A 23,288-nucleotide genomic window follows, 5' to 3' on the forward strand; every position below is an offset into this window, starting at 1 on the left:
ATTATTGGGACTCTTTACACTTTTTTAATGATTGAATAGCTACACTCTTAGTAGTTTGCGATATCAAATACTGTTGATTTCACACGAGTCATAGCTTCGATAGAGTATTTCACACCTTGAGTTCCGGCACCAGATCCTTTAACACCAAGGAATGGGAAGTTATCTGTACCACGTTGTGTTTTGTTGTTGATGTGAACTGTACCAACTTCAAGTTGTTCAGCAATTGCAAATGCACGTGGGTAATCTTGTGTGAAGACAGCACCTTGAAGTCCAAATTCAGATTCGTTAGAAATCTTGATTGCTTCTTCAACTGAAGATACACGGATGAATGGCAATACTGGACCAAATGGTTCTTCCCAAGCAAGACGCATATCAGTTGTTACATGGTCAAAGACTGCTGGGTAAATAAGGTTACCTTCACGTTTCAATTCAGTTTTAGCAGTAGCACCTTGTTCAACTGCATCATCAATCAAACCTTGAACGAAGTCAGCAGCTTTTGTATCGATAAGCGGTGTAACGCTTGCGCTTTCTTCAGGCATACCAACAGTGATATTACCTACCAAAGCAGTTACTTTTTCTACCAATTCATCTGCAACGCTATCCATTACAAGGACACGTTTGATAGCTGTACAACGTTGACCTGAATAGTCAAAGGCACCAGCAACAATGTTTTTAGCAGTCAAGTCAAGATCAGCATCTTCAAGAACGATAGCGGCATCTTTACCACCAAGTTCAAGCATGATTGGACGCATAGCTGCCAAACGACCGATGTTTTCACCAACTGGTGTTGAACCTGTGAAGTTGATGAAATCAACTGCTTTGTGTTCAACGATGTAGTCACCGATAACAGAACCACGACCTGTGATAGAGTTCAAGACACCTGCAGGGATACCAGCTTCAACAAATGCTTCAACCAAAAGAAGACCTGAGATAGAACCTTGTGTTGGTGGTTTGAAGGCAACAACGTCACCAGCAATCAAGGCAGGAGCAATTTTAGAACCAGCCAAGTTTACTGGATAGTTAAATGGTGAAATAGCAAGGACAAGACCTACTGGTTCGCGACGAACAACAGCGATTTTTTTCTTGCTACCAGCGTCAAAGGCACCACCTTCAAGTACTTCACCTTCCAAACGCAAACCTTCTTCAGCTGCATAGTGGATGATTTCAGCAGTACGAACGACTTCACCGATTGCTGATTTCAAACCTTTAGAGATTTCTTTAGAAAGAACTTGACCGATCTTTTCTGCATCACGTTCCAAGATATCTGCTGCTTTATGAAGGTATGCTGCACGTTCAGCATATGAAAGCGCACGCCATGCTGGGAGTGCTGCTTTAGCTGCTGCGTAGACTTCGTCTACTTCAGCTTGACTCATTGCTGGAACTGATCCAAGTTCCTCACCGTTTGCAGGTGCATAGATAGTAATTTCGTTTTCAGATGTTTTCCACTCACCATTGACATAGTTTTTGTATTGTTTAGCCAAGATAGTAACTCCTTTTATCTATTATAAGACCTATTTTATCATTTTTTTAGAAATATTCCAAGATTTAAACGAGAATTATTCAGAAAATTTTGACAAAAAATAGTTAAAATTGTTAACCTAGGTTAGCCGTATTCTACTCCTAACTAAAGAATGAGTCAATTATTTTGTCTCCGTTTAGATATAAAAAAAGTGAAAGCCTAAGCCTCCACTTTTTATGATTAGTCTACGTTAACGTATTCTTTTGAAAGTTCAAGAACTTCTTCCATTGTTGCACATTCAGTAAGAGCACGGTTAGCGTATTCTTCCATTTTAGCTGTGTCAAGTTTCTTCATCAAGCTACGTGTACGAAGAACAGATGTCGCTGACATTGAGAACTCATCCAAGCCCATTCCAACAAGAAGTGGAACAGCAGTTTGGTCACCGGCCATTTCACCACACATACCAGCCCATTTACCTTCAGCATGAGCCGCTTTGATAACATTGTTAATCAAACGAAGGATTGATGGGTTATATGGTTGGTAAAGGTATGAAACTTGTTCGTTCATACGGTCAGCAGCCATTGTGTATTGGATAAGGTCATTTGTACCAATTGAGAAGAAATCAACTTCCTTAGCAAATTGGTCAGCAAGCATAGCTGCAGCTGGGATTTCAATCATGATACCTACTTCGATATCGTCTGCAACGGCAACACCTTCAGCAACCAATTTAGCTTTTTCTTCTTCAAGAATACCTTTAGCAGTACGGAACTCAGTCAACAAAGCAACCATTGGGAACATGATACGCAATTTACCGTGAACAGATGCACGAAGCAAAGCACGCAATTGTGTACGGAACATTTGATTACCAGTTTCAGAGATAGAGATACGCAAAGCACGGTAACCTAAGAATGGGTTCATTTCTTTAGGAAGATCGAAGTAAGGGAGTTCTTTATCCCCACCGATATCCATTGTACGAACGACAACAGGTTTACCGTTCATACCTTCAAGAACTGCTTTGTAAGCTTCATATTGGTCATCTTCAGTTGGGAAGTCTTGAGAATCCATATACAAGAATTCTGTACGATAGAGACCAACAGCTTCTGCACCGTTATCATTTACACCTTCAACGTCTTTAGGTGTACCGATGTTAGCAGCCAATTCGAAATGTTTTCCATCAGCAGTAACTGTTTGAGCATCTTTAAGGAGAGCCCATTCAGCTTTTTGTTTAGCGTAAGCTTCACCAGCTGCTTTGAACTCAGCAATTTGCTCTTCAGTTGGGTTGATAACAACTTCACCAGTAATACCTGAAACAGCCAAAACATCACCATCTTTGACAAGTTCTGTGATGTTATTTGTTCCAAGAACGGCTGCGATTTCAAGTGTACGCGCCATGATAGCTGAGTGACTTGTACGTCCACCGATGTTAGTAACAAAGGCTTTTACGTACTTTTTGTTCAACTGAGCTGTATCAGATGGTGTCAAGTCATGAGCAACAACGATTGATTCTTCGTTGATTGTTGCCGGGTTAGGCAATTTCTTACCAAGCAAGTTAGCAAGCACACGTTTTGTAACGTCACGAATATCCGCTGCACGTTCTTGCATGTATGGGTTATCTTCCATACCTTCAAAAATAGCGATAAACATGTCTGTTACTTCTGTCAAAGCAGCTTCAGCATTAACTTGTTTAGCACGGATAGTTTCTTTAATTTGACCAGTCATTTCTGGGTCAGCAAGAACCATCAAGTGAGCGTCAAAAACGGCTGCCGCTTCTTCACCAAGGCTTTCAACTGCTTTTTCACGGATAACAGAAAGCTCGTCTTGTGACGCCGCTAGAGCAGCATCTAGACGAGCCTCTTCTGCACTTGTATCTTCAACTGTTACAGTTTCAAATGACAAGTCCGGTTGAACAAGCAGATATGCCTTAGCAACTGCAACACCATCAGATGCTGCGATTCCTTTAAGCATTTCTGTCATATTCTTATGCCAATCCTTCTTTTGTCATTGTTTCTGCGATTGCTGCGATTGCATCATCAGCATCAGCACCTTCTGCAGAGATAGTTACGTCAGCACCTTGACCAACACCAAGGCTCATAACACCCATGATTGATTTAAGGTTAACTGCTTTACCTTTGTAGTCAAGAGTGATATCTGAAGCAAATTTGCTAGCTGTTTGAACAAGCAAAGTAGCTGGACGTGCGTGGATACCTGTTTCTGCAACAATGTGGAAATCTTTAGAAGCCATAATGGATTCTCCTTCTTAGTTTGGAATATTTGAGTTATCAATGATAACCCTTACAATTTAGAATTATAACATAGCTAATTGAGATTATCAAGGTTAAAACGTACTTTCTACAAGTTTTTCAAAAGCCTATCTCTCATTTTACTGCTCATTTTCAATTTTTTAAACATAAGCAAATACTAGTCTCTAGTTATTTACAACATTTTCAGAAAATTTCTTTCATGGTGTTTTCAATCGTTAATTTTCATTTTCGAGCAAAAACAATCACATAATTGAAAGAATTTGATTGCTAAAGGCACTCGTTGAATAAGCTTGTTTTCCAAATGCTAAGTCAGCTGTAAAGATATCAGCTTTAAATGTCTTTTCAATAGCACTTGTAATCAGTTGAGCTGCCTCAGTCCAACCAATATAATCTAGAAGCATGCAGCCAGATAATAGAACTGAGCAAGGATTAGCCTTATCTTGATCTGCGATATCCGGAGCTGTTCCATGTGTTGCTTCAAAAATAGCATGGCCTGTTTGATAGTTAATGTTGGCTCCAGGGGAAATGCCGATACCGCCAACTTGTGCAGCTAAGGCGTCACTGGCATAATCACCATTCAAGTTGGTTAAGGCAACAACATCAAATTTTTCTGGATTTAAAAGAATCTGTTGTAGAAAGTTATCCGCGATTATATCATTAATCTCTAAACGACCAGTCAGCAATTCTTCTTTATATTCTTCCTGAGCCACTTCATAACCCCATTTACGGAAGCCACCTTCTGTAAATTTTTGAATATTCCCCTTATGAACTAAGGTCACTTTTTTTAGATTGTTCTTGAGAGCATAGTCGATAGCCGAGCGAATGAGACGTTTACTTCCTTCTATTGAAATTGGCTTGATTCCGATACTACTTGATTCTGGGAAGCGAATTTTACTAACATTCATTTCTGTCTGGAGAAACTCAATCACGCGCTTAACATCTGTTGTTCCCGCTTCCCATTCAATTCCCGCATAAATATCTTCAGTATTTTCACGAAAAATAGTAATATTCGTTTTTTCAGGTTCCTTAAGCGGACTTGCTACTCCTTCAAAGTAACGAACCGGTCTAACACAAGCGTAGAGATCAAGTTCTTGACGTAAAGCTACATTTAAAGAACGAATCCCTCCACCTACTGGCGTCTCAAGCGGACCCTTAATAGCAACTAAACTTTCTCGAATAGTCTCCAATGTTTTTTTCGGCAACCATTCCCCTGTTTTATCATAAGCCTTCTTACCAGCTAGGAGCTCTTGCCACTCAATTTGACGCTTTCCTTCATAGGCTACTTCTACTGCTTTATCAAAGATTGCTTGGGCATTCTTCCAGATATCATCTCCAACACCATCCCCTTCAATAAAAGGGATAATTGGACTATCAGAAACTTGAAGCTGTCCATTTGTCATTACGATTTTTTCTGCCATATAGCTTTCCTCCCTAGCGTTTTTCTAAAGGAATATAGGTCATATTTTCTTGTCCAATATACTGTGAGCGAGGACGAATCAATTTGTTATTTTTTTGCTGCTCTTGAATATGAGCAATCCAGCCGGCAACACGACTCATTGCAAAGATAAGTGTGAAGATATCGCTGTCAATTCCTAGAGTATGATATACGGTGGCTGAATAGAAGTCTACATTGGGAATTAATCCCTTCTTATCTTTCATGAACTCTTCAATTTCTTGAGACATATTAAAGAATTCTTCATTCTCGGTACCCTCTGTCAACTTTTTAGCCATATCTCTTAAGAAAATTTCACGAGGGTCCTGTTTCTTGTATACACGGTGCCCAAATCCCATGATTTTCTCTTTAGAGTCAAGTTTTTCCTGCAAGTAAGCATAAACATCACCTGATTCGCGGATTTCTTTAAGCATATCAAAGACGCGTTCATTAGCCCCACCATGCAGGGGACCTTTTAGAGCACCAATAGCTGTTGTAACACAAGAATAAATATCTGTCAGAGTCGAAGCACAAACACGCGCTGCAAAAGTTGAAGCATTCAACTCATGATCAGCATGTAGAATTAAGGCCTTATTCATAGCCTCAACTTCAATTTCAGAAGGTTCAACACCATTCAGCATGTAAAGAAAATTAGCAGCAAAACCTAAATCTTCTCTTGGTTTGAGGGGCATTTTACCAGTGCGTAAGCGTGCAAAAGTCGTAATAATTGTTGGCAATTTAGCCATCAATTCAATACTTTGCTGATAAACGGCTTCCATGGATTTCTCCTCAGCATCCACATTGTATACCCCAAGTAGTGAAACTGTTGAACGTAAAACACTCATTGGGTGCAAATGTGGACGAGATTGGATAAGAATGCATTGTTCTACAGCATCTGAAATGTCATAGTTCTTACGCAACTCAGCTTCAAAATACTTGAGTTCCATTTGCGTAGGAAGATGACCATTCCATAAGAGATAAATCACTTCCTCAAAAGACGCTTTATTTTCCATAAACTCGGAAATATCATATCCTGCATAGGATAAATGGTCATCAATAATAGATGAAATCCTAGTATTACAGGCAATCATATCCTTAAGTCCATTAATTTCAACTGTTGTCATATTAGGCTCCCTTCAATTTTTTTCTTACAACCATTGGTAAGATACCACCATTTTTATAGTAGCGAATATCAGCATCTGCATCGAAGCGTACCAAGGCTTTAAAGGTTTTGGTTTGTTCAGGTGTTGAAGCTGTAACAGTGATAACATCATGGACACCTGGATTTTCTGAAAGATCGAAGCTAAAGGTCTCATGCCCTGTCAATCCAAGACTTTCAGCATTTTCCCCTTCCATAAATTGTACTGGTAAAATCCCCATCATAACTAGATTTGAACGGTGAATACGCTCAAAACTCTCAGCAAGCACTACTTTTACACCAAGGAGATTTGCACCTTTAGCAGCCCAGTCACGACTAGAGCCCATACCATAATCCTTACCAGCAATTACAAGCGTATCTTGATTAGCTTCTTTATATTTCATAGCAGCATCATATATAGGTAGAATATCACCATCATATTTAGTATATCCACCAATTTTTCCATCTGCTAGCTCATTCTTGATACGAATATTAGCAAAAGTTCCTCGCATCATGACTTCGTGATTTCCACGACGGCTACCATAAGAATTAAATTCTTGATAATCAACACCATTCTCAGTCAAATAACGAGCTGCTGGACTATTTCTAGCAATATTACCCGCTGGAGAAATATGGTCTGTTGTAACCGTATCTCCAAATTTAGCCAAAACCTTCAAATCATTCAATGGTTTAATACTCAAATCATCTCCTAAAGCATCAAAGTAAGGTGGGTTTTGAATATAGGTAGAGTTTTGATTCCATTTATAATTTTGATTTTGTTCAGTAGGAATGGCATTCCACTTCTCGCTATCAGAAAAGACACTGGCATATTCATCTTGGAAGAGTTGACGGGTGACGTATTTATCAACATAAGTCTCAATGTCATCACGAGATGGCATAATCTCCTCTAAATAAACAGCTTGACCATTGTCGTCAAAGCCTAGAGGCTCAGTTGTCAAATCAATATTCGTGTTACCAGCCAAGGCATAAGCAACAACTAATGGTGGACTAGCCAAGAAATTCGCTTTAACAAGTGGATTAATACGCCCTTCAAAATTACGATTTCCTGACAATACAGCACTCGCTAGGAGGTCATTGTCTACAATAGCCTTAGCCACTTCAGGACGTAAATCTCCTGAGTTACCAATACAAGTTGTGCAACCATAACCTACCAAGTTAAAGCCAAGCTTATCTAGATAGGTTTGCAAGCCTGAAGCTTTGAGATAACCTGTAACGACTTTAGATCCAGGCGCCAAAGAGGTCTTGACTGTTGGAGAGACTTTTAATCCTTTCTCAACCGCTTTTTTAGCTAAAAGACCGGCTGCCATAAGAACGTACGGATTTGAGGTATTGGTACATGATGTGATTGCTGCAATGGCAACATGACCCGTTTGAATTGTTTCTGAATGATCCTCAAAATCAACTTTTGCAGTTTTTGCTAACTCTTCATTATCCAAACCGAAACCACGGACACCTGCTTCACGTACCACTGCATCTTGAAATTCTTGCTTAGCATCAGATAAGAGAATCAAATCTTGTGGACGTTTAGGACCTGAGATAGAAGGTTTAATAGATGACAAATCGACTTCAACAATCTTAGTATACTTGGCTTCTTTACTTGGATCATAGAAAAGATGATTGGCTTTTGTATAGGCTTCAGTGACTTGGATATGTTCCTCATCACGATTAGTTAAACGCATGTAGTTAAGAGTCTCGTCATCAATAGGAAAATAACCACAAGTCGCACCATATTCCGGTGCCATATTAGCGACAGTAGCACGGTCAGCTAGAGATAAACTCTTCAAGCCAGGTCCAAAGTACTCAACAAATTTACCAACCACATTTTCAGAACGAAGCACCTGAGTAATCTTGAGAGCCAAATCTGTTGCTGTGGCAATTTTAGGCAGCTCTCCTGTCAGATGTACACCAATAACCTCTGGAATTGGGAAATAAGACGCTTCACCTAGCATAGCTGCTTCAGCTTCAATTCCACCAACACCCCAACCAAGAACGCCAATACCATTAATCATAGTCGTGTGACTATCTGTACCAAACATAGAGTCAGGATATAGGAGCCCATCATTTTCAATAATGACATCGCTCAAAAATTCAATATTAACCTGGTGAATAATCCCTGTTGCTGGTGGAACCGCACGGTAATTTTCAAAAGACTGTTCAGCCCACTTAAGAAATTCATAGCGCTCGTTATTACGTTTAAACTCTAGATTGATATTATCTTCAAGAGCAGTATCACATCCATATGAATCTACTTGGACAGAGTGGTCGATGACCAAATCTACTGGAATCTCGGGATTAATAAATTCGGCTTTACCACCATTAGCCACTATAGCATCACGCATTGAAGCTAAATCAACAACAACAGGAACTCCTGTAAAATCTTGTAAGATAACACGACTTGGTTTAAAAGGCACTTCAGAAATTGTTGGAAAATTCGGAAATTTCATTAGATCAGCAATGTGAGATTCCTTAACATCGACGCCATCTTTTTTTCGGAGGAGACTTTCAAGTAGGATTCGAATGGTATAAGGTAGTTCTCCGACCTTAACATCATGAAATTTCGCTGCTTTTTCGAGATCATAGAAAGAGAATGTCTTACCATTTACAGTTAGATTTGAACAGTATTCTTGCATACTTGAACCTCCATTAGTTAAAAATTTTCTTTATTCTACACTGTTTTTTTTGAAAAAACAAATAGAATTGGCATTTTGATGTCATATTATATAACATTTATGGTGAGATATTTCTTTTTTAGCCATTTTCATAAACAAATTCTATTTAATTTAGAGAACTTAAAAAAGCCTTTGAAACACAAGATATAGGGTTGTGTTTCAATACTAAACACAAAATATTGTATCTCCTTAAGATATTTAGCTTGATTTTTCCCAATATTTTGGGTATTCTATTAGAGTTGAAAAAGTGACTCCTAGTCACTTAAAATCTTTTTATAAAGGAGTATTTGCAATGGCAAAGATTACATTGTTTTCTAAAAACAACTGCATGCAGTGCAAAATGACTAAAAAATTCTTGGAAAAGGAAGGTGCTGATTTCGAAGAAATCAACATTGATGAACAACCAGAAAAAATCGATTACGTAAAAAGTCTTGGTTTCACTGCTGCTCCAGTTATTGAAGCAGGCGATATCGTCTTTTCAGGTTTTCAACCGACTAAACTTAAAGAAATCCTTTAATTATCAAGTTTTTAAATAGAAAGGAACTTGTTTGCTTAGTTTAATATTTTAACCTTAATATACTATTAAACTGAGCCTGGTATCTGTATTATGTCTTTAAAAAATCTTGGCGATGTCTCATACTTCCGCCTCAACAACGAAATTAACCGTCCTGTTAACGGTCAAATTCCTTTGCATAAGGACAAAGAAGCACTTCGTGCCTTCTTCCTTGAAAACGTTAAGCCAAATTCAATGGCATTCAACAGCATCACAGATAAAATTAATTATTTGATTGAGAACGATTATATCGAGTCTGAATTCATCGGTAAATACGAACCTGCTTTCATCGAAAAGTTGTCTGCAGAAATTCATTCTCAAAAATTCCGCTTCCAATCTTTCATGGCAGCCTACAAGTTCTACCAACAATATGCCCTCAAAACAAACGATGGCGAGTCTTACCTCGAAAGTATTGAAGATCGCGTTCTTTTCAACGCCCTTTACTTTGCTGATGGTGATGAAAACCTTGCTAGTGACCTTGCTAACGAAATGATTCACCAACGTTACCAACCTGCTACTCCTTCATTTCTAAATGCTGGACGTAGCCGTCGTGGTGAACTCGTGTCATGTTTCCTTATTCAAGTAACGGATGACATGAATTCAATCGGACGTTCTATCAACTCGGCCCTCCAGTTATCACGTATTGGTGGTGGGGTAGGTATTAGCCTATCCAATCTACGTGAAGCTGGTGCTCCTATCAAAGGATACGCTGGGGCAGCCTCTGGTGTCGTACCTGTTATGAAGCTTTTTGAAGATAGCTTCTCTTACTCAAACCAACTTGGCCAACGTCAAGGTGCTGGTGTTGTTTACCTGGATGTTTTCCACCCAGATATCCTTGCCTTCCTTTCTACTAAGAAAGAGAATGCCGATGAGAAGGTGCGTGTTAAGACACTATCACTTGGTGTTACAGTTCCAGATAAATTCTACGAGTTGGCACGTAATAATGAAGATATGTACCTCTTCAGCCCTTACTCAGTCGAAAAAGAGTATGGTAAACCATATAACTACATTGATATTACAGCTATGTATGATGAGTTGGTGGCCAATCCCAATATTACAAAAACCAAGATTAATGCACGTGAGCTAGAAACTGAAATTTCTAAACTCCAACAAGAATCAGGTTATCCATATATTGTCAATGTTGATACAGCCAATCGACACAACCCAATTGATGGTAAGATCGTCATGTCCAACCTCTGTTCTGAAATTCTCCAAGTTCAAACACCAAGTGAACTTAACGATGCACAAGAGTTTGTCAAACTCGGTACAGATATTTCATGTAACCTTGGATCAACTAATATCCTTAACATGATGACATCTCCTGACTTCGGACGTTCGATTAAGGCTATGACACGTGCACTTACCTTTGTTACAGATAGTTCAAGTATTGATGCTGTACCATCCATCAAAAATGGTAACCAACAAGCTCATACCTTTGGTTTAGGAGCTATGGGGCTTCACTCTTACCTTGCTAAACACCATATCGAGTATGGTAGCCCCGAATCTGTTGAATTCACTAATATCTACTTCATGCTTATGAACTACTGGACTTTGGTTGAATCTAACAATATTGCCCGCGAACGTCAAGAAACCTTTGTCGGTTTTGAAAAATCAAAATATGCTGATGGTTCTTACTTTGATAAATACGTTACAGGTCAATACGTTCCTAAATCTGACCGTATCAAAGAACTTTTCGATGGTCACTTCATCCCACAAGCCAAAGATTGGGAAGAACTACGTGAACTCGTTAAGAAAGATGGACTCTACCATCAAAACCGTTTGGCTGTTGCACCAAATGGCTCAATCTCTTATATTAATGACTGTTCTGCTTCTATCCATCCAATTACACAACGTATTGAAGAACGTCAAGAAAAGAAAATCGGAAAAATTTACTATCCGGCCAACGGTCTTTCAACAGACACAATTCCTTTCTACACCTCAGCCTACGACATGGACATGCGTAAAGTTATCGACGTCTATGCCGCTGCGACTGAACACGTTGATCAAGGTTTGTCATTAACCCTATTCTTGCGTAGTGAGTTACCAAAAGAAATTTACGAATGGAAAACAGAAAATAAACAAACAACTCGTGACCTTTCTATCCTTCGTAACTACGCCTTTAACAAAGGAATTAAATCAATCTACTACATCCGTACTTATACAGATGATGGGGAAGAGGTTGGTTCTAACCAATGTGAAAGCTGTGTCATTTAAGATAGTGATTTAACGATAGCAACTTCACTACTCTTATTTACAAAATGTATTAAAAGGTCGGTTCGCCGACTTTTTTAATAGATCAACTCAAAAAAACTATATCATGATTTTGAATTATGATAAAATAGTAACGATATCAATAAAGAAAGAGGTTTCTAATGGAAACTTACTACAAAGCCATTAACTGGAATGAAATCGAAGATGCGATTGATAAATCTACCTGGGAAAAATTGACCGAGCAATTTTGGCTAGATACACGTATCCCACTTTCAAATGACCTTGATGACTGGCGTAAACTTTCCACTGAAGAAAAAGATTTGGTTGGAAAAGTTTTCGGTGGTTTAACATTGCTAGATACCATGCAATCTCAAACTGGTGTTGAAGCCATTCGTGCAGACGTCCGTACACCTCATGAAGAAGCTGTATTGAACAACATTCAGTTCATGGAGTCTGTTCACGCCAAATCCTACTCTTCAATCTTCTCAACTTTGAATACTAAATCTGAAATTGAAGAAATTTTCGAGTGGACTAACAGTAACAAATACCTCCAAACCAAGGCGAAAATCATTAACGATATCTATGAAAATGGAACGCCTCTTCAGAAAAAGGTTGCTTCAACATATCTTGAAACTTTCCTTTTCTATTCAGGGTTCTTCACTCCACTCTATTATCTTGGTAATAACAAGCTAGCTAACGTTGCTGAAATTATCAAGCTCATTATCCGTGACGAATCTGTTCACGGAACCTATATTGGCTATAAATTCCAACTTGGATTCAACGAATTGCCTGAAGAAGAGCAAGAAAGTTTCCGTGAATGGATGTATGATCTCCTCTATCAATTGTATGAAAATGAAGAGCTCTACACTAAATCGCTTTATGATGGTGTTGGATGGACTGAGGAAGTTATGACTTTCCTTCGTTACAACGCCAACAAGGCTCTTATGAACCTGGGACAAGATCCACTCTTCCCAGATAGTGCGAACGATGTTAACCCAATCGTTATGAATGGTATTTCTACAGGAACATCTAACCACGACTTCTTCTCTCAAGTTGGTAATGGTTACCTTCTAGGAACTGTCGAAGCCATGCAAGACGATGATTATAACTACGGACTATAATAAAAAACTAGCTGAGCTAGTTTTTTATTGTGTTCAATACCATATTCGAAAAACAAATAGAAAAAAGAGTTCACGGTGAACTCTTTTTATTTTATTTTGCTTTTACTTCAAAACCTTCTGCTACACCTTCAGCAAAGTTTTCTTCAACAATGCTAGCACAGTGATCACAGATAGTCGCGTTGTAGCTGCGTTCTTTAGTAGTTGGATCGATACGACGACAACGGTCACAGACATCACCTGTAGCACGTTCTACTGTGAATGCCACGCCTTCAAAGCTTACAGCAGATTCAGGTGCTTCTCCTTCAGCAATAGTCAATGCTGAAACAATCAAAAGTTGAGCAAGGTTAGTGTTCAAACCTTCAATAAGTTCTTTGACTTCATCATCAGGATAGATAGTCAAATGAGCTTCAAGCGATTTACCAATAACTTTTTCATTACGAGCTTCTTCCAAAGCTTTTTGAGCTTGGCCACGGAAATCCATGAAGGCATTCCATCTTTCAAGAAGTGCATCTTGACCCACAAAATCTTCTGCTTCTGGCAACTCTGACAATTGAACATAGTCTTCTGTTTCAAATTCAAGATATGACCAAATTTCTTCTGCAGTGTGAGGAAGGATTGGTGTCAATAGTTTTGTAATCTTGACAAGAATATCGTAGAAGACTGTTTGCATTTGACGACGTTCAAGTGATTCCGCACTCTCAATATAAACCACATCTTTGGCAAAATCAAGATAGAATGCAGATAACTCAACGTTAATAAAGTTAACCAAGGCTTTGTAGATGATCAAGAACTCAAAGTTTGCATAGGCATCACGAATAGTCTTAACCAATTGGTTAAATCGAATAGTCATGTACTGATCTACAGAACGCAAGTCTTCAAAGGCTACAGCATCAGTTGTTGGATTGAAGTCAGAGGTATTGGCAATCAAGAAACGAAGTGTGTTACGAATCTTACGATAAGATTCTGATACTTGGCTAAGGATATCCATTGAGATACGAACGTCATTAGTTGTATCAACACTTGTTACCCAAAGACGAAGAATTTCAGCACCAAATTGTTTCTCAACATCACTAGGAGCAATTGTGTTACCGAGCGATTTAGACATCTTCTCACCCTTACCATCAAGCGCAAAACCTTGAGACAAGAGTTGTTTATATGGTGCAACACCATTATTGGCAACAGATGTAATAAGAGATGAATTAAACCATCCACGGTATTGGTCTGAACCTTCGAGATAGAGGTCAGCTGGATAAGTTAACTCAGGACGGTTAACAACAACACCGTTCCATGATGAGCCTGAGTCAAACCATACGTCCATAATGTCAGTTTCTTTAGTAAACTCGCCGTTTGGTGAGCCAGGATGTGTAAAACCTTCTGGAAGAAGATCTTTGGCATCACGTTCCCACCAAATAACTGAACCGTGTTCTTCGAAAAGTTTAGCCACATGTTCGATAGTTTCTTCAGTCATGATTGGTGTTTTATCTTCAGCATAGAAGATTGGGAGTGGCACACCCCAAGCACGCTGACGAGAGATTACCCAGTCACCACGGTCACGAATCATGTTGTAGAGACGAACTTTACCCCACTCAGAATGGAATTTAACTTTTTCAATCTCATCCAGAATCTCTTGACGGAATTTAGAAACAGATGCAAACCATTGTGGTACTGCACGCCAGATAATTGGTTTCTTCGTACGCCAGTCGAATGGGTATGAGTGTGAGATTTCTTCTTTAGCAAGGAGTAAATCGCCGAGTTTTTCCATAACAATTGGAGCCACTTTATCGTAGAACTGACCTTCAAAATCAGGTCCAGCATTTTCCATCATGATACCACGCTCATTAACGGTTACGGCAACTTCAAGACCATTAGCAATACCTACGTTATAGTCATCCTCACCAAAACCAGGAGCCGTATGGACGATACCTGTACCTGAATCTGTAGTAACGTGGTCACCAAGAATAACAAGCTCATCAACTTCTGTATCCCATGGGTGCTCAGTCACAATTTTATTTAATTCTTCACCACGGTATGATTGAAGTACTTCCACATCTGTCCAACCGAATTTCTCAGAAAGACTATTAAGTAATTCAGAAGCAACAACAAATTTGCGGTCTTCTCCGGCAGGTTTTACGAGAACGTATTCGATATCAGCACCAACAGTCAAACCACGTGAAGCTGTTACTGTAAATGGTGTTGTTGTCCAAACTACGATATATGTATCTGTGTCTAGTACTCCTTTACCATCCTTAACCTTATTGGCATAGTAAAGTGAAGTTGAAACCAAATCATGATACTCAATTTCTGCTTCAGCAAGCGCTGATTCTGATGACCATGACCAATAAACTGGTTTTGCACCTTGATAGATGTAACCTTTTTTAGCCATCTCACCAAAGACACGAATCTGAGCTGCTTCATAATCTGGTGTCAAAGTAACATATGGGTTATCCCAATCAGCCGAAACACCAAGACGTTTGAAATCTTCACGTTGTTTGTCAACTTGTGAAAGTGCATAATCGCGACACATCTTAAGATATTCAGCACGATCAAGTTCTTTACGTTTCACACCTTGTTTTGCCAACACTTGTTCAATTGGAAGACCATGCGTATCCCAACCAGGAACGTAAGGAGCATAGAAACCAGACATTGATTTTGAACGCACAATGATATCCTTAGAAATTTTATTCATCGCATGTCCAACGTGAATATTACCATTGGCATAGGGAGGACCATCATGAAGAGTGAAGTGAGGTTTACCTTGGTTCAACTCTTGACGACGTTGATACATCTTAGCATCTTCCCACTCTTTTTGCCAGATTGGTTCTTTGTTAGGAAGTCCAGCTCGCATTGGAAAGGCTGTCTTACCTAGATTTAAGGTTTCTTTGAGTTTCATTATATCTCCTCTTTAATTTAATTTACTAAATAAAAAGAGCCTTCATCAAAAAGGACGAAAGCTCGTGGTACCACCTTAATTCAGAGCAAAAGAATTTGCTCCCTCATATGTCCGTAAGGAGGACCATCCTTCTAACTTACTTATTTCAGTTAGAATGCTTGAAAATGATAACTATCCAAATAGGGAATGTGGGACTCACACCATCTCCCACTCGCTGTTAATATACTTGGTAAGTTGTATTTTTCTTATTCGCTAATATTCAATTTAAACGTTTGTGTTTCGTTTAGATTAATTTCACCTGTTGTCTCAGGTTGCAAATCAAAATCTTCATCTACTGGTGCTGAAGTTGGGAAATCTGCCACTTCACTCTCGAAAGTGTCTGGAATACCAAACTCAACTGGAGTTGAAACAACTTCGTTTGTTTCATCAACTTCTGGACTAGAGAAATCTTCAACTTGCTTATTACTTTCAGCAACGCGACGTTGAAGTTCAGCCATTTCATCAGGAGTGAATTGACGAGTTGCATCAAATGAAGCTGCATCATTTGAATCAGGTACATGCTCATCCAAAACTTTTTCAACAACTTCTTTAAAGGCAGCATCTGAATTTTGAAGATAAATAGCTGTTGGTTGCAACAATTCACCCCATTCTGGAGCACTTGCTAAGCTAAGCTGACCTTCAACTGCAGCCAATAGGCGTTGGTGGAAGACACGACTTTGACGTTTAAGTTCTTCTGTTTCGATGGCAACACGTTTGGCTTCATCTGTTGCATCACGAAGAATTTCAGATGCCTTAGATTTAGCTTCTTCAACCAAATGAGTAGCATTGAAGTTAGCCTTATTAATCAAGTTAGCTGATTCGTCAGCCGCTGAAGCTTTAACTTTTTCTGCTGTTTCTTGAGCCAAAATAACTGATTGACTCAATGATTCTTTCATTTCATCAAAATAAGCCAATTTTTCTTCAAGCTCTTTTACACGAGCAGCAAGTTCACGATTGTCACGAACTAAATCTTCATAATCGTCTACAATAATATCAAGAAATTCATCAACTTCTTGCTCATTATATCCACGAAATTTAGTTGTAAACTGTTTATCTTTAATATCAAGTGCTGTAATAGCCATTACAGGCCTCCTTTATTTTTCATTACCATATTTAATGGTTTAAATTAAATAACTACTTTTTTCTCCGTCTTAACAGACTTTCAATAACGATTTTAGCTTTCCCGGACTTTGAAAATCCGTCTTGTTGAGCTAGTCGAAATCGACCATAACCTCTAATCGAAATCATATCACCAATAATAACTGCCTGATCAGCCTTCTCAACTTGTCTATAATTTAATTTTACTTTTCCTGAAGCAATAAGTTTTAAGGCGTTAGAACGAGATAAGTTTAATACCGTCGACAACACATTATCAAGACGCATACTGGAAAGTAAGACAAAAGTTTTTGAGTACTTTTCTTGATTTGAAATCCAATCGTCTTTACTTACTTCTTTTAGAGTAACCGAAACATTACCAATCTTAGTAATAGTCATTATCGCATAACTTGCTAAATGAGAAGCAATGTAAAATTGAACGCGTCCTTCTTCATCAAGAATAATATCTCCAAATACTTGACGATCAAGACCAAGCTGACTAAGCAGCGCTCCCAAAACTTTTGGGTGTGTCAATTTATTGAACTGTCTCGCATATAAGATTTCTAATCGTTTAATTTCAAAGTCATCTTCTTCAAGCTCGTAATATTCGGGAGCAAGTATCACTCTTCCATACTCTTCAGATTCAAGAGTTGAACTCACAAAAAATTTTAAATTGTAATAATGAGCCAACTCTTCAACAATCTGAATTTCACGAGGATTCAAGAAATCAGTTAAGTAAGGACTGTACCTCTCATCAACTAAATGACAAAATCCCCTAACCTTCTCTAGAAAAGGCCGTTCATCTAACGAGTAATGCTGTTCAATTTTTTTAATATCTGACATCAGAGTAGAATAAATCTAAGAATTCTAAGTGAAAAGTTTAGTAGAAGTACAATTACGATTATTGAAAAATCAATACCAGCAAAAGCTAAATTCAGGCGACGAAATGGTGCGAGAATCGGTTGAACAATTTGTCTAATGATTCTTCCAAGGCTAGTATCATAAGCTCCTGGAAACCAGGATAACAAAGCATAGACTACAAGAAGAATCTCTATCACGTTAACAACACGTGCCCAAATAACATAAAGTAATACAGACATCACTTAACGTCTCTTCATGTCGAAGTCGAAATTAGCTTCTTGGTTGCCGTGAGCCAAACCAATCTCTTCAATGTCAACTACGACATTAATTGGCGTAAGCAAATACATTGAAGAGCCAACTTTTTGCAAGTTGCCCGTAAGTACCTTGCTAGCACCATCAATAAAGTCAAGACAACGACGAGCTTGCGCTTCCAACATATATTGAAAATCGATTAGAACACATTCATTTTCAATCAATAGTTCTACAATTTCCTGAGCATCTTCATACTTTTTAGGATATTTAATTGCAATTGTTGTTTTAGTTGTATTCATTTGTTGTGGTCCCTGATTTGCTTGTGAACGACTCAGAGGTAAACTACGAAGGACTTGAGTTTCCTGTAAGTCTGAATTAACATGTTGGCGACGAGGAGGGACTGTTGCCTGAGAACGCTCAGGTTGACGTTGCTGACGAGGAGGTGGTGTCTGCACAGATCTCTGTGCTTTTACTGGACGTACTTTTACTGGACGTTCTTTAGCCTCTTCTTTAGCAGCATCTTCATAATCTGTTACTTCGTCGGTATCAAAATATGAAACAATTTTATCAATTGCGTCTTTTAATGCCATAAGGTTATTCTCCGTTCTCTTTAAAGAATGCACTGCCTATTCTGACAAAGGTTGATCCATTCTGAATAGCCATGTCATAGTCTCGACTCATCCCCATGCTTAACTGATCACAAGGAACATTCTTTAGTTTTTTCTCTTGAATTGATTGTCTAAGCTCATTTGTCTCAGAAAAAATCTTATCAAGTTCTTGAGCATCTGCATCAATTGGAGCCATAGTCATTAGTCCAACTATACAAATGTTATCAAGATTTTCAATTTGTTTTAGAACAGTATCAAGTTCTTCAGCTGAAAAACCATGTTTTGATTCCTCCCCTGAAACGTTAACTTGTAGGAAGCAATTAATAGTATGGTCGGCACGCTTTTGAATTTCCTCTGCTAATTTAACAGAATCCAAAGCATGAAAATAATCAACTAAATTAATAACATCCTTTACTTTACGACGTTGCAAGGTACCAATAAGGTGCCAAGTCAAATCATAATTTTTTAAAGCTTGATACTTATCTAAGAATTTATCAACGCGATTTTCAGCAATGTGCTTAATTCCCGTTTGAACCAATTCCTCAGCGACATCACTTGAAACATATTTGGTTACGGCAATAATATTGACTTCATCACTAGAGCGATTAGCCTTTTCACATGCTTCTTTTACCGCTTGATAAACATTATTTTTATTCTCTTCTACAGTCATTATTAACGATTTTTAAAGAATGGTGGTGTCTCCAATTCATCATCATCTTCGACATCACTTGAGAATGTAGACATAGTCAATTGACTATCTAGTTGACCAGTTTCAGGACGAGAAATATTATCACGTCTCAAATCCCAATTACCAAAAGCTGACTGCTCCTGTTGAGGAGCTGCCGCTGCAGGACGAACTCCTGGTTGTGGCATTGAAGGTGTTTCATTATAGTCAAAATTTGGTTGACGTTCAAATGAAGGTTGAGAGACTGGACGTTGTTCTTCTTGAACAACTTTTTGAGTAGGAGCTGATGATTGTGAAGGAGCTGTAGTCACTTTACGTGGTTGAGCTTTGATACCAGATACTTTTTCAGCACGATCTTTGCGAACACCAGTTGCAACAACTGTTACACGGATTTCATCTTTCAATGTATCATCGATTGATGTACCAAGCCAAATGTTAACACCGTTACCAGCTGCTTGACCAACAATTTCAGAAGCTTCTTCTGCTTCTGTAAGCGTCATATCAAGACCACCAGTTACGTTAACGATAACATCTTCTGCACCATCAATAGTAGTTTCAAGAAGTGGTGAATAGATTGCTTTGCGTGCAGCTTCAACAATACGTTCTTCACCAGACCCAATACCGATACCCATAAGTGCATTACCTTTATTGGCCATAACTGTTTTCACATCGGCAAAGTCGAGGTTAATCAAACCTGGGTTAGTGATAAGGTCAGTAATACCTTGAACCCCTTGACGAAGAACATTATCTGCTTCACTAAGAGCTTCAAGAAGAGGTGTTTTCTTATCAACGATTTCAAGAAGGTTATTGTTAGAGATAATAAGAAGGGTATCAACTTGCTCACGCAACTCTTGAATCCCTTCGACAGCAAAGGCACCACGTTTGTTACCTTCAAATCCAAATGGACGTGTCACAACTGCAACTGTCAATGCACCCAAACTTTTCGCAATACGTGCAATAACTGGTGCTGCCCCTGTACCAGAGCCACCACCCATACCAGCAGTGATAAAGACCATATCAGCTCCTGTAAGTGCTTCTGTAAGTGTTTCTTCACTTTCTTCAGCTGCCTTACGACCAACTTCAGGTTGACCTCCGGCACCAAGACCACGAGTCAATTTAGGACCCAATTGGATTACTGTTTCTGCTTTAGAAGAACTGAGTGCTTGAATATCAGTATTAGCTGCAATAAATTCAACACCAGCAAGACCTTCTTCAATCATTCGGTTGATGGCGTTTCCGCCACCTCCACCGACACCGATAACTTTAATTACCGCACCTTGAACTGATGCGCTATCAAATGAAAAACTCATTTTATTTCCTCGCTTTTACTAGATTCAATTAATCAAACATACTGCCGAAAATTCCACGAACACGATCACCAAGTTTTTGTTTTTGTTCATGATTTTCTTCTTCAACTGGCAGGGGTACCTCAATAGTGTTCTCAACAGGAATAGGATTTGGTTGAGGAGCCACTCGAGGTGCTGGAGCAGGAGTTCTATCAAAACTCAAGGAAGGAGCCTCATTGTCGATTGGTTTACGACGAAGATACTCTTCACCAGACACAGCTTGTTGCGCGATGATATCAACTTCTGTAAGAAGACCAACATACTCAACAAGACTAATCACATTTGCAAACATTGGATTACGGATACCAACTTGATTTGGCACGTAAAGTTTAACATTTGTCTCAAAAATTTCTTGAGCAACTTCAACCACACCTGGCATGATAGCTGTTCCACCTACAAGGACAATGCCACCAGGCAAATCAAGTAGACGTCCTCGAGTCAAGTCTTGTTTAACTCTATCAAGGATATGCTTAACACGAGCTGAGATAATCTCAGCAAGGTATTTTTCTGTAATCTCAACTGGTGAATTCTCACCTACAACTTCTACTTGGACAGTTTCTGTTTCGCTTGCTTCTTCAATATCTGCATTACCAAAATTGAACTTAAGTGCTTCAGCAATCTGCATTGAAGTCTTCAAAACTTTTGAAATATCCTTAGTGATGTACTCGCCACCTTCAGAATAAATATTGGTAAATTGAAGTTCTTGAGCACGCATGCTCGCAACAGTTGTTTGACCGCCACCCATATCAATAACAGTAGCACCAAACTCACGTTCACCTTCATTTAGAACAGCACGTGTCATTGCAAGAGGAGAGATGATAATATTCTCTACTTGAATACCAGCACGTTCAACTGTCTTACGAAGGTTGTGAAGAATTGTTGTTGGACCTGTGTATATGAGACCTCTCATTTCAAGACGAATCCCCATCATTCCACGAGGATCACGAATTCCTTGGAAGCCATCAACAATAAACTCTTCAGGAACTAGTGAGATAACCTCACGCTCAGGTGTAATGCTCTTTGTCAAGGCTGAGCGAACAACACTTTCAACATCTTCATCTTTGATTTCTTTTGATTCACTTGTTACAGGAATCATACCTTGTGTAGGCTCAATTTGAAGAAGATTAGCTGGAAGCCCAACGTTCACTTGCTCAATAACAATCCCAGCTTTTTCTTCTGCTTGTTCAATAGCTGTTTTGATTGATTTCGCTGCAGCGTCAATGTCAACAATGATGCCATCTTTCACACCAGAACTCTTAACATTACTTACTCCGATGACATTCATTGATCCATCAATAAACTCAGCAACAAGAACCTTAATCGAGCTAGTTCCTATATCTAATCCTGTAAAAAAGCCATCTCTAGCCATTCACTCGACCTCTCAATCTTTCCATTCAATATCTTTGTAAACTGTATAAAAACAGAATTATTCGGATACTATTGTACCATAAAAAAACGTAAAATGTCAGCATTTTACGTTTTTTATTATTCAATATTAGCCTTGAGCAGGGGAAGTCCGATGAGTTGTTTCCTGACCAACTGGTGGATTTTCTTCTGTTTGAATACCTGAATTTTCAGAAATAGTTTCTTCTTCAGAATGCTGTTCCGTTGATGTTGTAGTATCTTGACCTTCTTCAGAAGTTGCATTTTCTTCTTTTTTATCAGTCTTATCTTTATCTTTCTTTTTATCCCCATCAGTTTTTGATGATTCAACTTCAGGAGTCGTTGTATAAAGTCCAACTTCCATATCTACAATACTTCCATCTGAAAGTTGACTCTTAATTTTCTCGTAGTAAGGAAGCTTAACTGTTAATTGAGAAAGTGGAACACGAATGGAATTGCCATCATACAGCTCAATCGTTAGTAAATCTGAAGTTGCTTTAGTAGGCGTAAGATTAATAATTTGAATATTATTCTTGATTTTTGTATCAAGTTTATTTAATTCTTTTACTAACTCTTCGATTTTCTTCTCGTCATCCATCTTTAAGGTGATGAATTTATCAGGTAGATTACTAGTTGAAACTGTTCCTCCTGTCTTACCACTTTGAAGAATAGAAACATAACCATTTGTAGTTTGACGATAAGCCACGATTGGGTATTCTTTTACTGCAATATTAAATTGATTTGGAAAACTATATGTAACTGTAGCCTTTTTAACCCAAACATTAGTTTTTTCAACAGTTGATGCAACCTTTCCTTGGTTGAAAAAGACATGAGTGATATAGTCTGTATCAAGAATACCACTTGCAACTTTCACATCTTCTGGTAAAGCATTTTTTGTTCCTGATACAGTGAGAACCTTTTGTTTTGACCAAGGTGAAATAAAGAAAAGTGAAAATACGATTAGGAGTGCAGCGATAAAAACAACTAGTCCTGCAAGATTTTGTTGTGCAATTGGAATATTACTAGTTGTATTACCTTTTTTTCGTTTCTTCCTTTTGGTCTTTTTTTTCTTTTTAACCTTCTTTTTCACTGGTGGCTGGCTCTCATTTGAAGTCGCTTCTTGTGAATGAACGACCTTTCCATTCGCAAATTCTTCAGAATCTTCGGTTTCTTTTTTTCTCAAAAATTCGAGATTTCTCTTCTGCCACTCTGTAAGAACTTGTTTTTCTTGTGATTCTTGATCCTTTTTTGCCATGAAATTCCT

The 23,288-nt window shown here is 38.5% G+C and carries 17 protein-coding genes, 2 pseudogenes and 1 other annotated feature; of the genes and pseudogenes, 3 read left to right on the forward strand and 16 right to left on the reverse strand.

Annotated elements, in window-relative coordinates:
* Positions 1-47: 47 nt before the first annotated feature.
* The 6 genes from O3670_RS02695 to acnA all read right to left on the reverse strand — a co-directional run bounded on the left by O3670_RS02695 (position 48) and on the right by acnA (position 8,941).
* Positions 48-1,481: an NADP-dependent glyceraldehyde-3-phosphate dehydrogenase gene (locus O3670_RS02695; RefSeq protein ID WP_002890682.1), complete on the reverse strand. Its 1,434-nt coding sequence runs from the start codon at positions 1,479-1,481 to the stop codon at positions 48-50.
* Between the two features lie 218 nt (positions 1,482-1,699).
* The gene (ptsP, locus tag O3670_RS02700) at positions 1,700-3,433 is read right to left on the reverse strand and encodes a phosphoenolpyruvate--protein phosphotransferase (RefSeq protein ID WP_002890681.1); all 1,734 of its coding nucleotides are present in this window, start codon (positions 3,431-3,433) and stop codon (positions 1,700-1,702) included.
* A gap of 4 nt (positions 3,434-3,437) precedes the next feature.
* Positions 3,438-3,701 (reverse strand): phosphocarrier protein HPr, encoded by a 264-nt coding sequence (locus tag O3670_RS02705; protein WP_002884015.1) that lies wholly within the window; start codon positions 3,699-3,701, stop codon positions 3,438-3,440.
* Positions 3,702-3,962: 261 nt separating this feature from the next.
* Positions 3,963-5,138, reverse strand: a complete 1,176-nt coding sequence (icd, locus tag O3670_RS02710; protein WP_002890680.1) for an NADP-dependent isocitrate dehydrogenase — start codon at positions 5,136-5,138, stop codon at positions 3,963-3,965.
* Between the two features lie 13 nt (positions 5,139-5,151).
* Complete coding sequence (locus O3670_RS02715) at positions 5,152-6,276, reverse strand: citrate synthase (RefSeq protein ID WP_002890679.1); 1,125 nt, start codon at positions 6,274-6,276, stop codon at positions 5,152-5,154.
* 1 nt (position 6,277) lies between these two features.
* Positions 6,278-8,941 carry an aconitate hydratase AcnA gene (gene acnA / locus O3670_RS02720; RefSeq protein WP_371595762.1) on the reverse strand — a complete coding sequence of 888 codons (2,664 nt, stop codon included), beginning with the start codon at positions 8,939-8,941 and terminating at the stop codon, positions 6,278-6,280.
* A 331-nt stretch (positions 8,942-9,272) separates the two neighbouring features.
* Here acnA and nrdH point away from each other — a divergent pair, with 331 nt between their 5' ends.
* From nrdH to nrdF, 3 genes are all read left to right on the forward strand, one after another.
* The gene (gene nrdH / locus O3670_RS02725; RefSeq protein WP_004182714.1) at positions 9,273-9,497 is read left to right on the forward strand and encodes a glutaredoxin-like protein NrdH; all 225 of its coding nucleotides are present in this window, start codon (positions 9,273-9,275) and stop codon (positions 9,495-9,497) included.
* Positions 9,498-9,587: 90 nt separating this feature from the next.
* On the forward strand, positions 9,588-11,747 hold the full coding sequence (gene nrdE / locus O3670_RS02730) for a class 1b ribonucleoside-diphosphate reductase subunit alpha (protein ID WP_002890676.1): 2,160 nt from the start codon (positions 9,588-9,590) through the stop codon (positions 11,745-11,747).
* A 158-nt stretch (positions 11,748-11,905) separates the two neighbouring features.
* The gene (gene nrdF / locus O3670_RS02735) at positions 11,906-12,865 is read left to right on the forward strand and encodes a class 1b ribonucleoside-diphosphate reductase subunit beta (RefSeq protein ID WP_155124228.1); all 960 of its coding nucleotides are present in this window, start codon (positions 11,906-11,908) and stop codon (positions 12,863-12,865) included.
* Between the two features lie 91 nt (positions 12,866-12,956).
* On the opposite strand, the gene ileS is transcribed toward nrdF, so the two are convergent.
* The 10 genes and pseudogenes from ileS to O3670_RS02785 form a co-directional block, all read right to left on the reverse strand.
* Positions 12,957-15,755 (reverse strand): isoleucine--tRNA ligase, encoded by a 2,799-nt coding sequence (gene ileS / locus O3670_RS02740; protein WP_002890674.1) that lies wholly within the window; start codon positions 15,753-15,755, stop codon positions 12,957-12,959.
* A 47-nt stretch (positions 15,756-15,802) separates the two neighbouring features.
* Positions 15,803-16,014: a binding site (T-box leader), on the reverse strand.
* Positions 16,001-16,876, reverse strand: a complete 876-nt coding sequence (locus O3670_RS02745; protein ID WP_002890673.1) for a DivIVA domain-containing protein — start codon at positions 16,874-16,876, stop codon at positions 16,001-16,003. It overlaps the preceding feature by 14 nt.
* Positions 16,877-16,928: 52 nt before the next feature.
* Positions 16,929-17,732: a YlmH family RNA-binding protein gene (locus tag O3670_RS02750; protein WP_371595763.1), complete on the reverse strand. Its 804-nt coding sequence runs from the start codon at positions 17,730-17,732 to the stop codon at positions 16,929-16,931.
* On the reverse strand, positions 17,732-17,989 hold the full coding sequence (locus O3670_RS02755) for a YggT family protein (RefSeq protein WP_002890670.1): 258 nt from the start codon (positions 17,987-17,989) through the stop codon (positions 17,732-17,734). Before O3670_RS02755 ends, O3670_RS02750 begins: the two co-directional genes overlap by 1 nt.
* A gap of 3 nt (positions 17,990-17,992) precedes the next feature.
* Positions 17,993-18,592: a cell division protein SepF gene (locus tag O3670_RS02760; protein ID WP_316583082.1), complete on the reverse strand. Its 600-nt coding sequence runs from the start codon at positions 18,590-18,592 to the stop codon at positions 17,993-17,995.
* Between the two features lie 4 nt (positions 18,593-18,596).
* Positions 18,597-19,280 (reverse strand): YggS family pyridoxal phosphate-dependent enzyme, encoded by a 684-nt coding sequence (locus O3670_RS02765; RefSeq protein WP_002890668.1) that lies wholly within the window; start codon positions 19,278-19,280, stop codon positions 18,597-18,599.
* A 2-nt stretch (positions 19,281-19,282) separates the two neighbouring features.
* A pseudogene (locus tag O3670_RS02770) lies at positions 19,283-19,441 on the reverse strand (cell division protein FtsZ); the annotation flags it as partial.
* A 74-nt stretch (positions 19,442-19,515) separates the two neighbouring features.
* Positions 19,516-20,605 (reverse strand): annotated as a pseudogene (gene ftsZ, locus O3670_RS02775) (cell division protein FtsZ); the annotation flags it as partial.
* A 28-nt stretch (positions 20,606-20,633) separates the two neighbouring features.
* Positions 20,634-22,010: a cell division protein FtsA gene (gene ftsA, locus O3670_RS02780; RefSeq protein WP_371595764.1), complete on the reverse strand. Its 1,377-nt coding sequence runs from the start codon at positions 22,008-22,010 to the stop codon at positions 20,634-20,636.
* Between the two features lie 126 nt (positions 22,011-22,136).
* The gene (locus O3670_RS02785) at positions 22,137-23,279 is read right to left on the reverse strand and encodes a cell division protein FtsQ/DivIB (RefSeq protein ID WP_038675731.1); all 1,143 of its coding nucleotides are present in this window, start codon (positions 23,277-23,279) and stop codon (positions 22,137-22,139) included.
* Positions 23,280-23,288: the final 9 nt, after the last annotated feature.

It is taken from the genome of Streptococcus sp. 27098_8_74, assembly GCF_041431705.1.
Classification (GTDB): Bacteria; Bacillota; Bacilli; order Lactobacillales; family Streptococcaceae; genus Streptococcus; species Streptococcus salivarius_E.

Bases quoted from the DNA above. Each gene is read 5' to 3' on its own strand.
- O3670_RS02760 (WP_316583082.1), bottom strand. From the start codon at position 18,592: ATGGCATTAAAAGACGCAATTGATAAAATTGTTTCATATTTTGATACC.
- O3670_RS02745 (WP_002890673.1), bottom strand. From the start codon at position 16,876: ATGGCTATTACAGCACTTGATATTAAAGATAAACAGTTTACAACTAAA.
- O3670_RS02755 (WP_002890670.1), bottom strand. From the start codon at position 17,989: ATGTCTGTATTACTTTATGTTATTTGGGCACGTGTTGTTAACGTGATA.
- acnA (WP_371595762.1), bottom strand. From the start codon at position 8,941: ATGCAAGAATACTGTTCAAATCTAACTGTAAATGGTAAGACATTCTCT.
- ptsP (WP_002890681.1), bottom strand. From the start codon at position 3,433: ATGACAGAAATGCTTAAAGGAATCGCAGCATCTGATGGTGTTGCAGTT.
- nrdE (WP_002890676.1), top strand. From the start codon at position 9,588: ATGTCTTTAAAAAATCTTGGCGATGTCTCATACTTCCGCCTCAACAAC.
- O3670_RS02750 (WP_371595763.1), bottom strand. From the start codon at position 17,732: ATGTCAGATATTAAAAAAATTGAACAGCATTACTCGTTAGATGAACGG.
- O3670_RS02785 (WP_038675731.1), bottom strand. From the start codon at position 23,279: ATGGCAAAAAAGGATCAAGAATCACAAGAAAAACAAGTTCTTACAGAG.
- icd (WP_002890680.1), bottom strand. From the start codon at position 5,138: ATGGCAGAAAAAATCGTAATGACAAATGGACAGCTTCAAGTTTCTGAT.
- ftsA (WP_371595764.1), bottom strand. From the start codon at position 22,010: ATGGCTAGAGATGGCTTTTTTACAGGATTAGATATAGGAACTAGCTCG.
- nrdF (WP_155124228.1), top strand. From the start codon at position 11,906: ATGGAAACTTACTACAAAGCCATTAACTGGAATGAAATCGAAGATGCG.
- O3670_RS02705 (WP_002884015.1), bottom strand. From the start codon at position 3,701: ATGGCTTCTAAAGATTTCCACATTGTTGCAGAAACAGGTATCCACGCA.
- O3670_RS02715 (WP_002890679.1), bottom strand. From the start codon at position 6,276: ATGACAACAGTTGAAATTAATGGACTTAAGGATATGATTGCCTGTAAT.
- nrdH (WP_004182714.1), top strand. From the start codon at position 9,273: ATGGCAAAGATTACATTGTTTTCTAAAAACAACTGCATGCAGTGCAAA.
- O3670_RS02765 (WP_002890668.1), bottom strand. From the start codon at position 19,280: ATGACTGTAGAAGAGAATAAAAATAATGTTTATCAAGCGGTAAAAGAA.
- ileS (WP_002890674.1), bottom strand. From the start codon at position 15,755: ATGAAACTCAAAGAAACCTTAAATCTAGGTAAGACAGCCTTTCCAATG.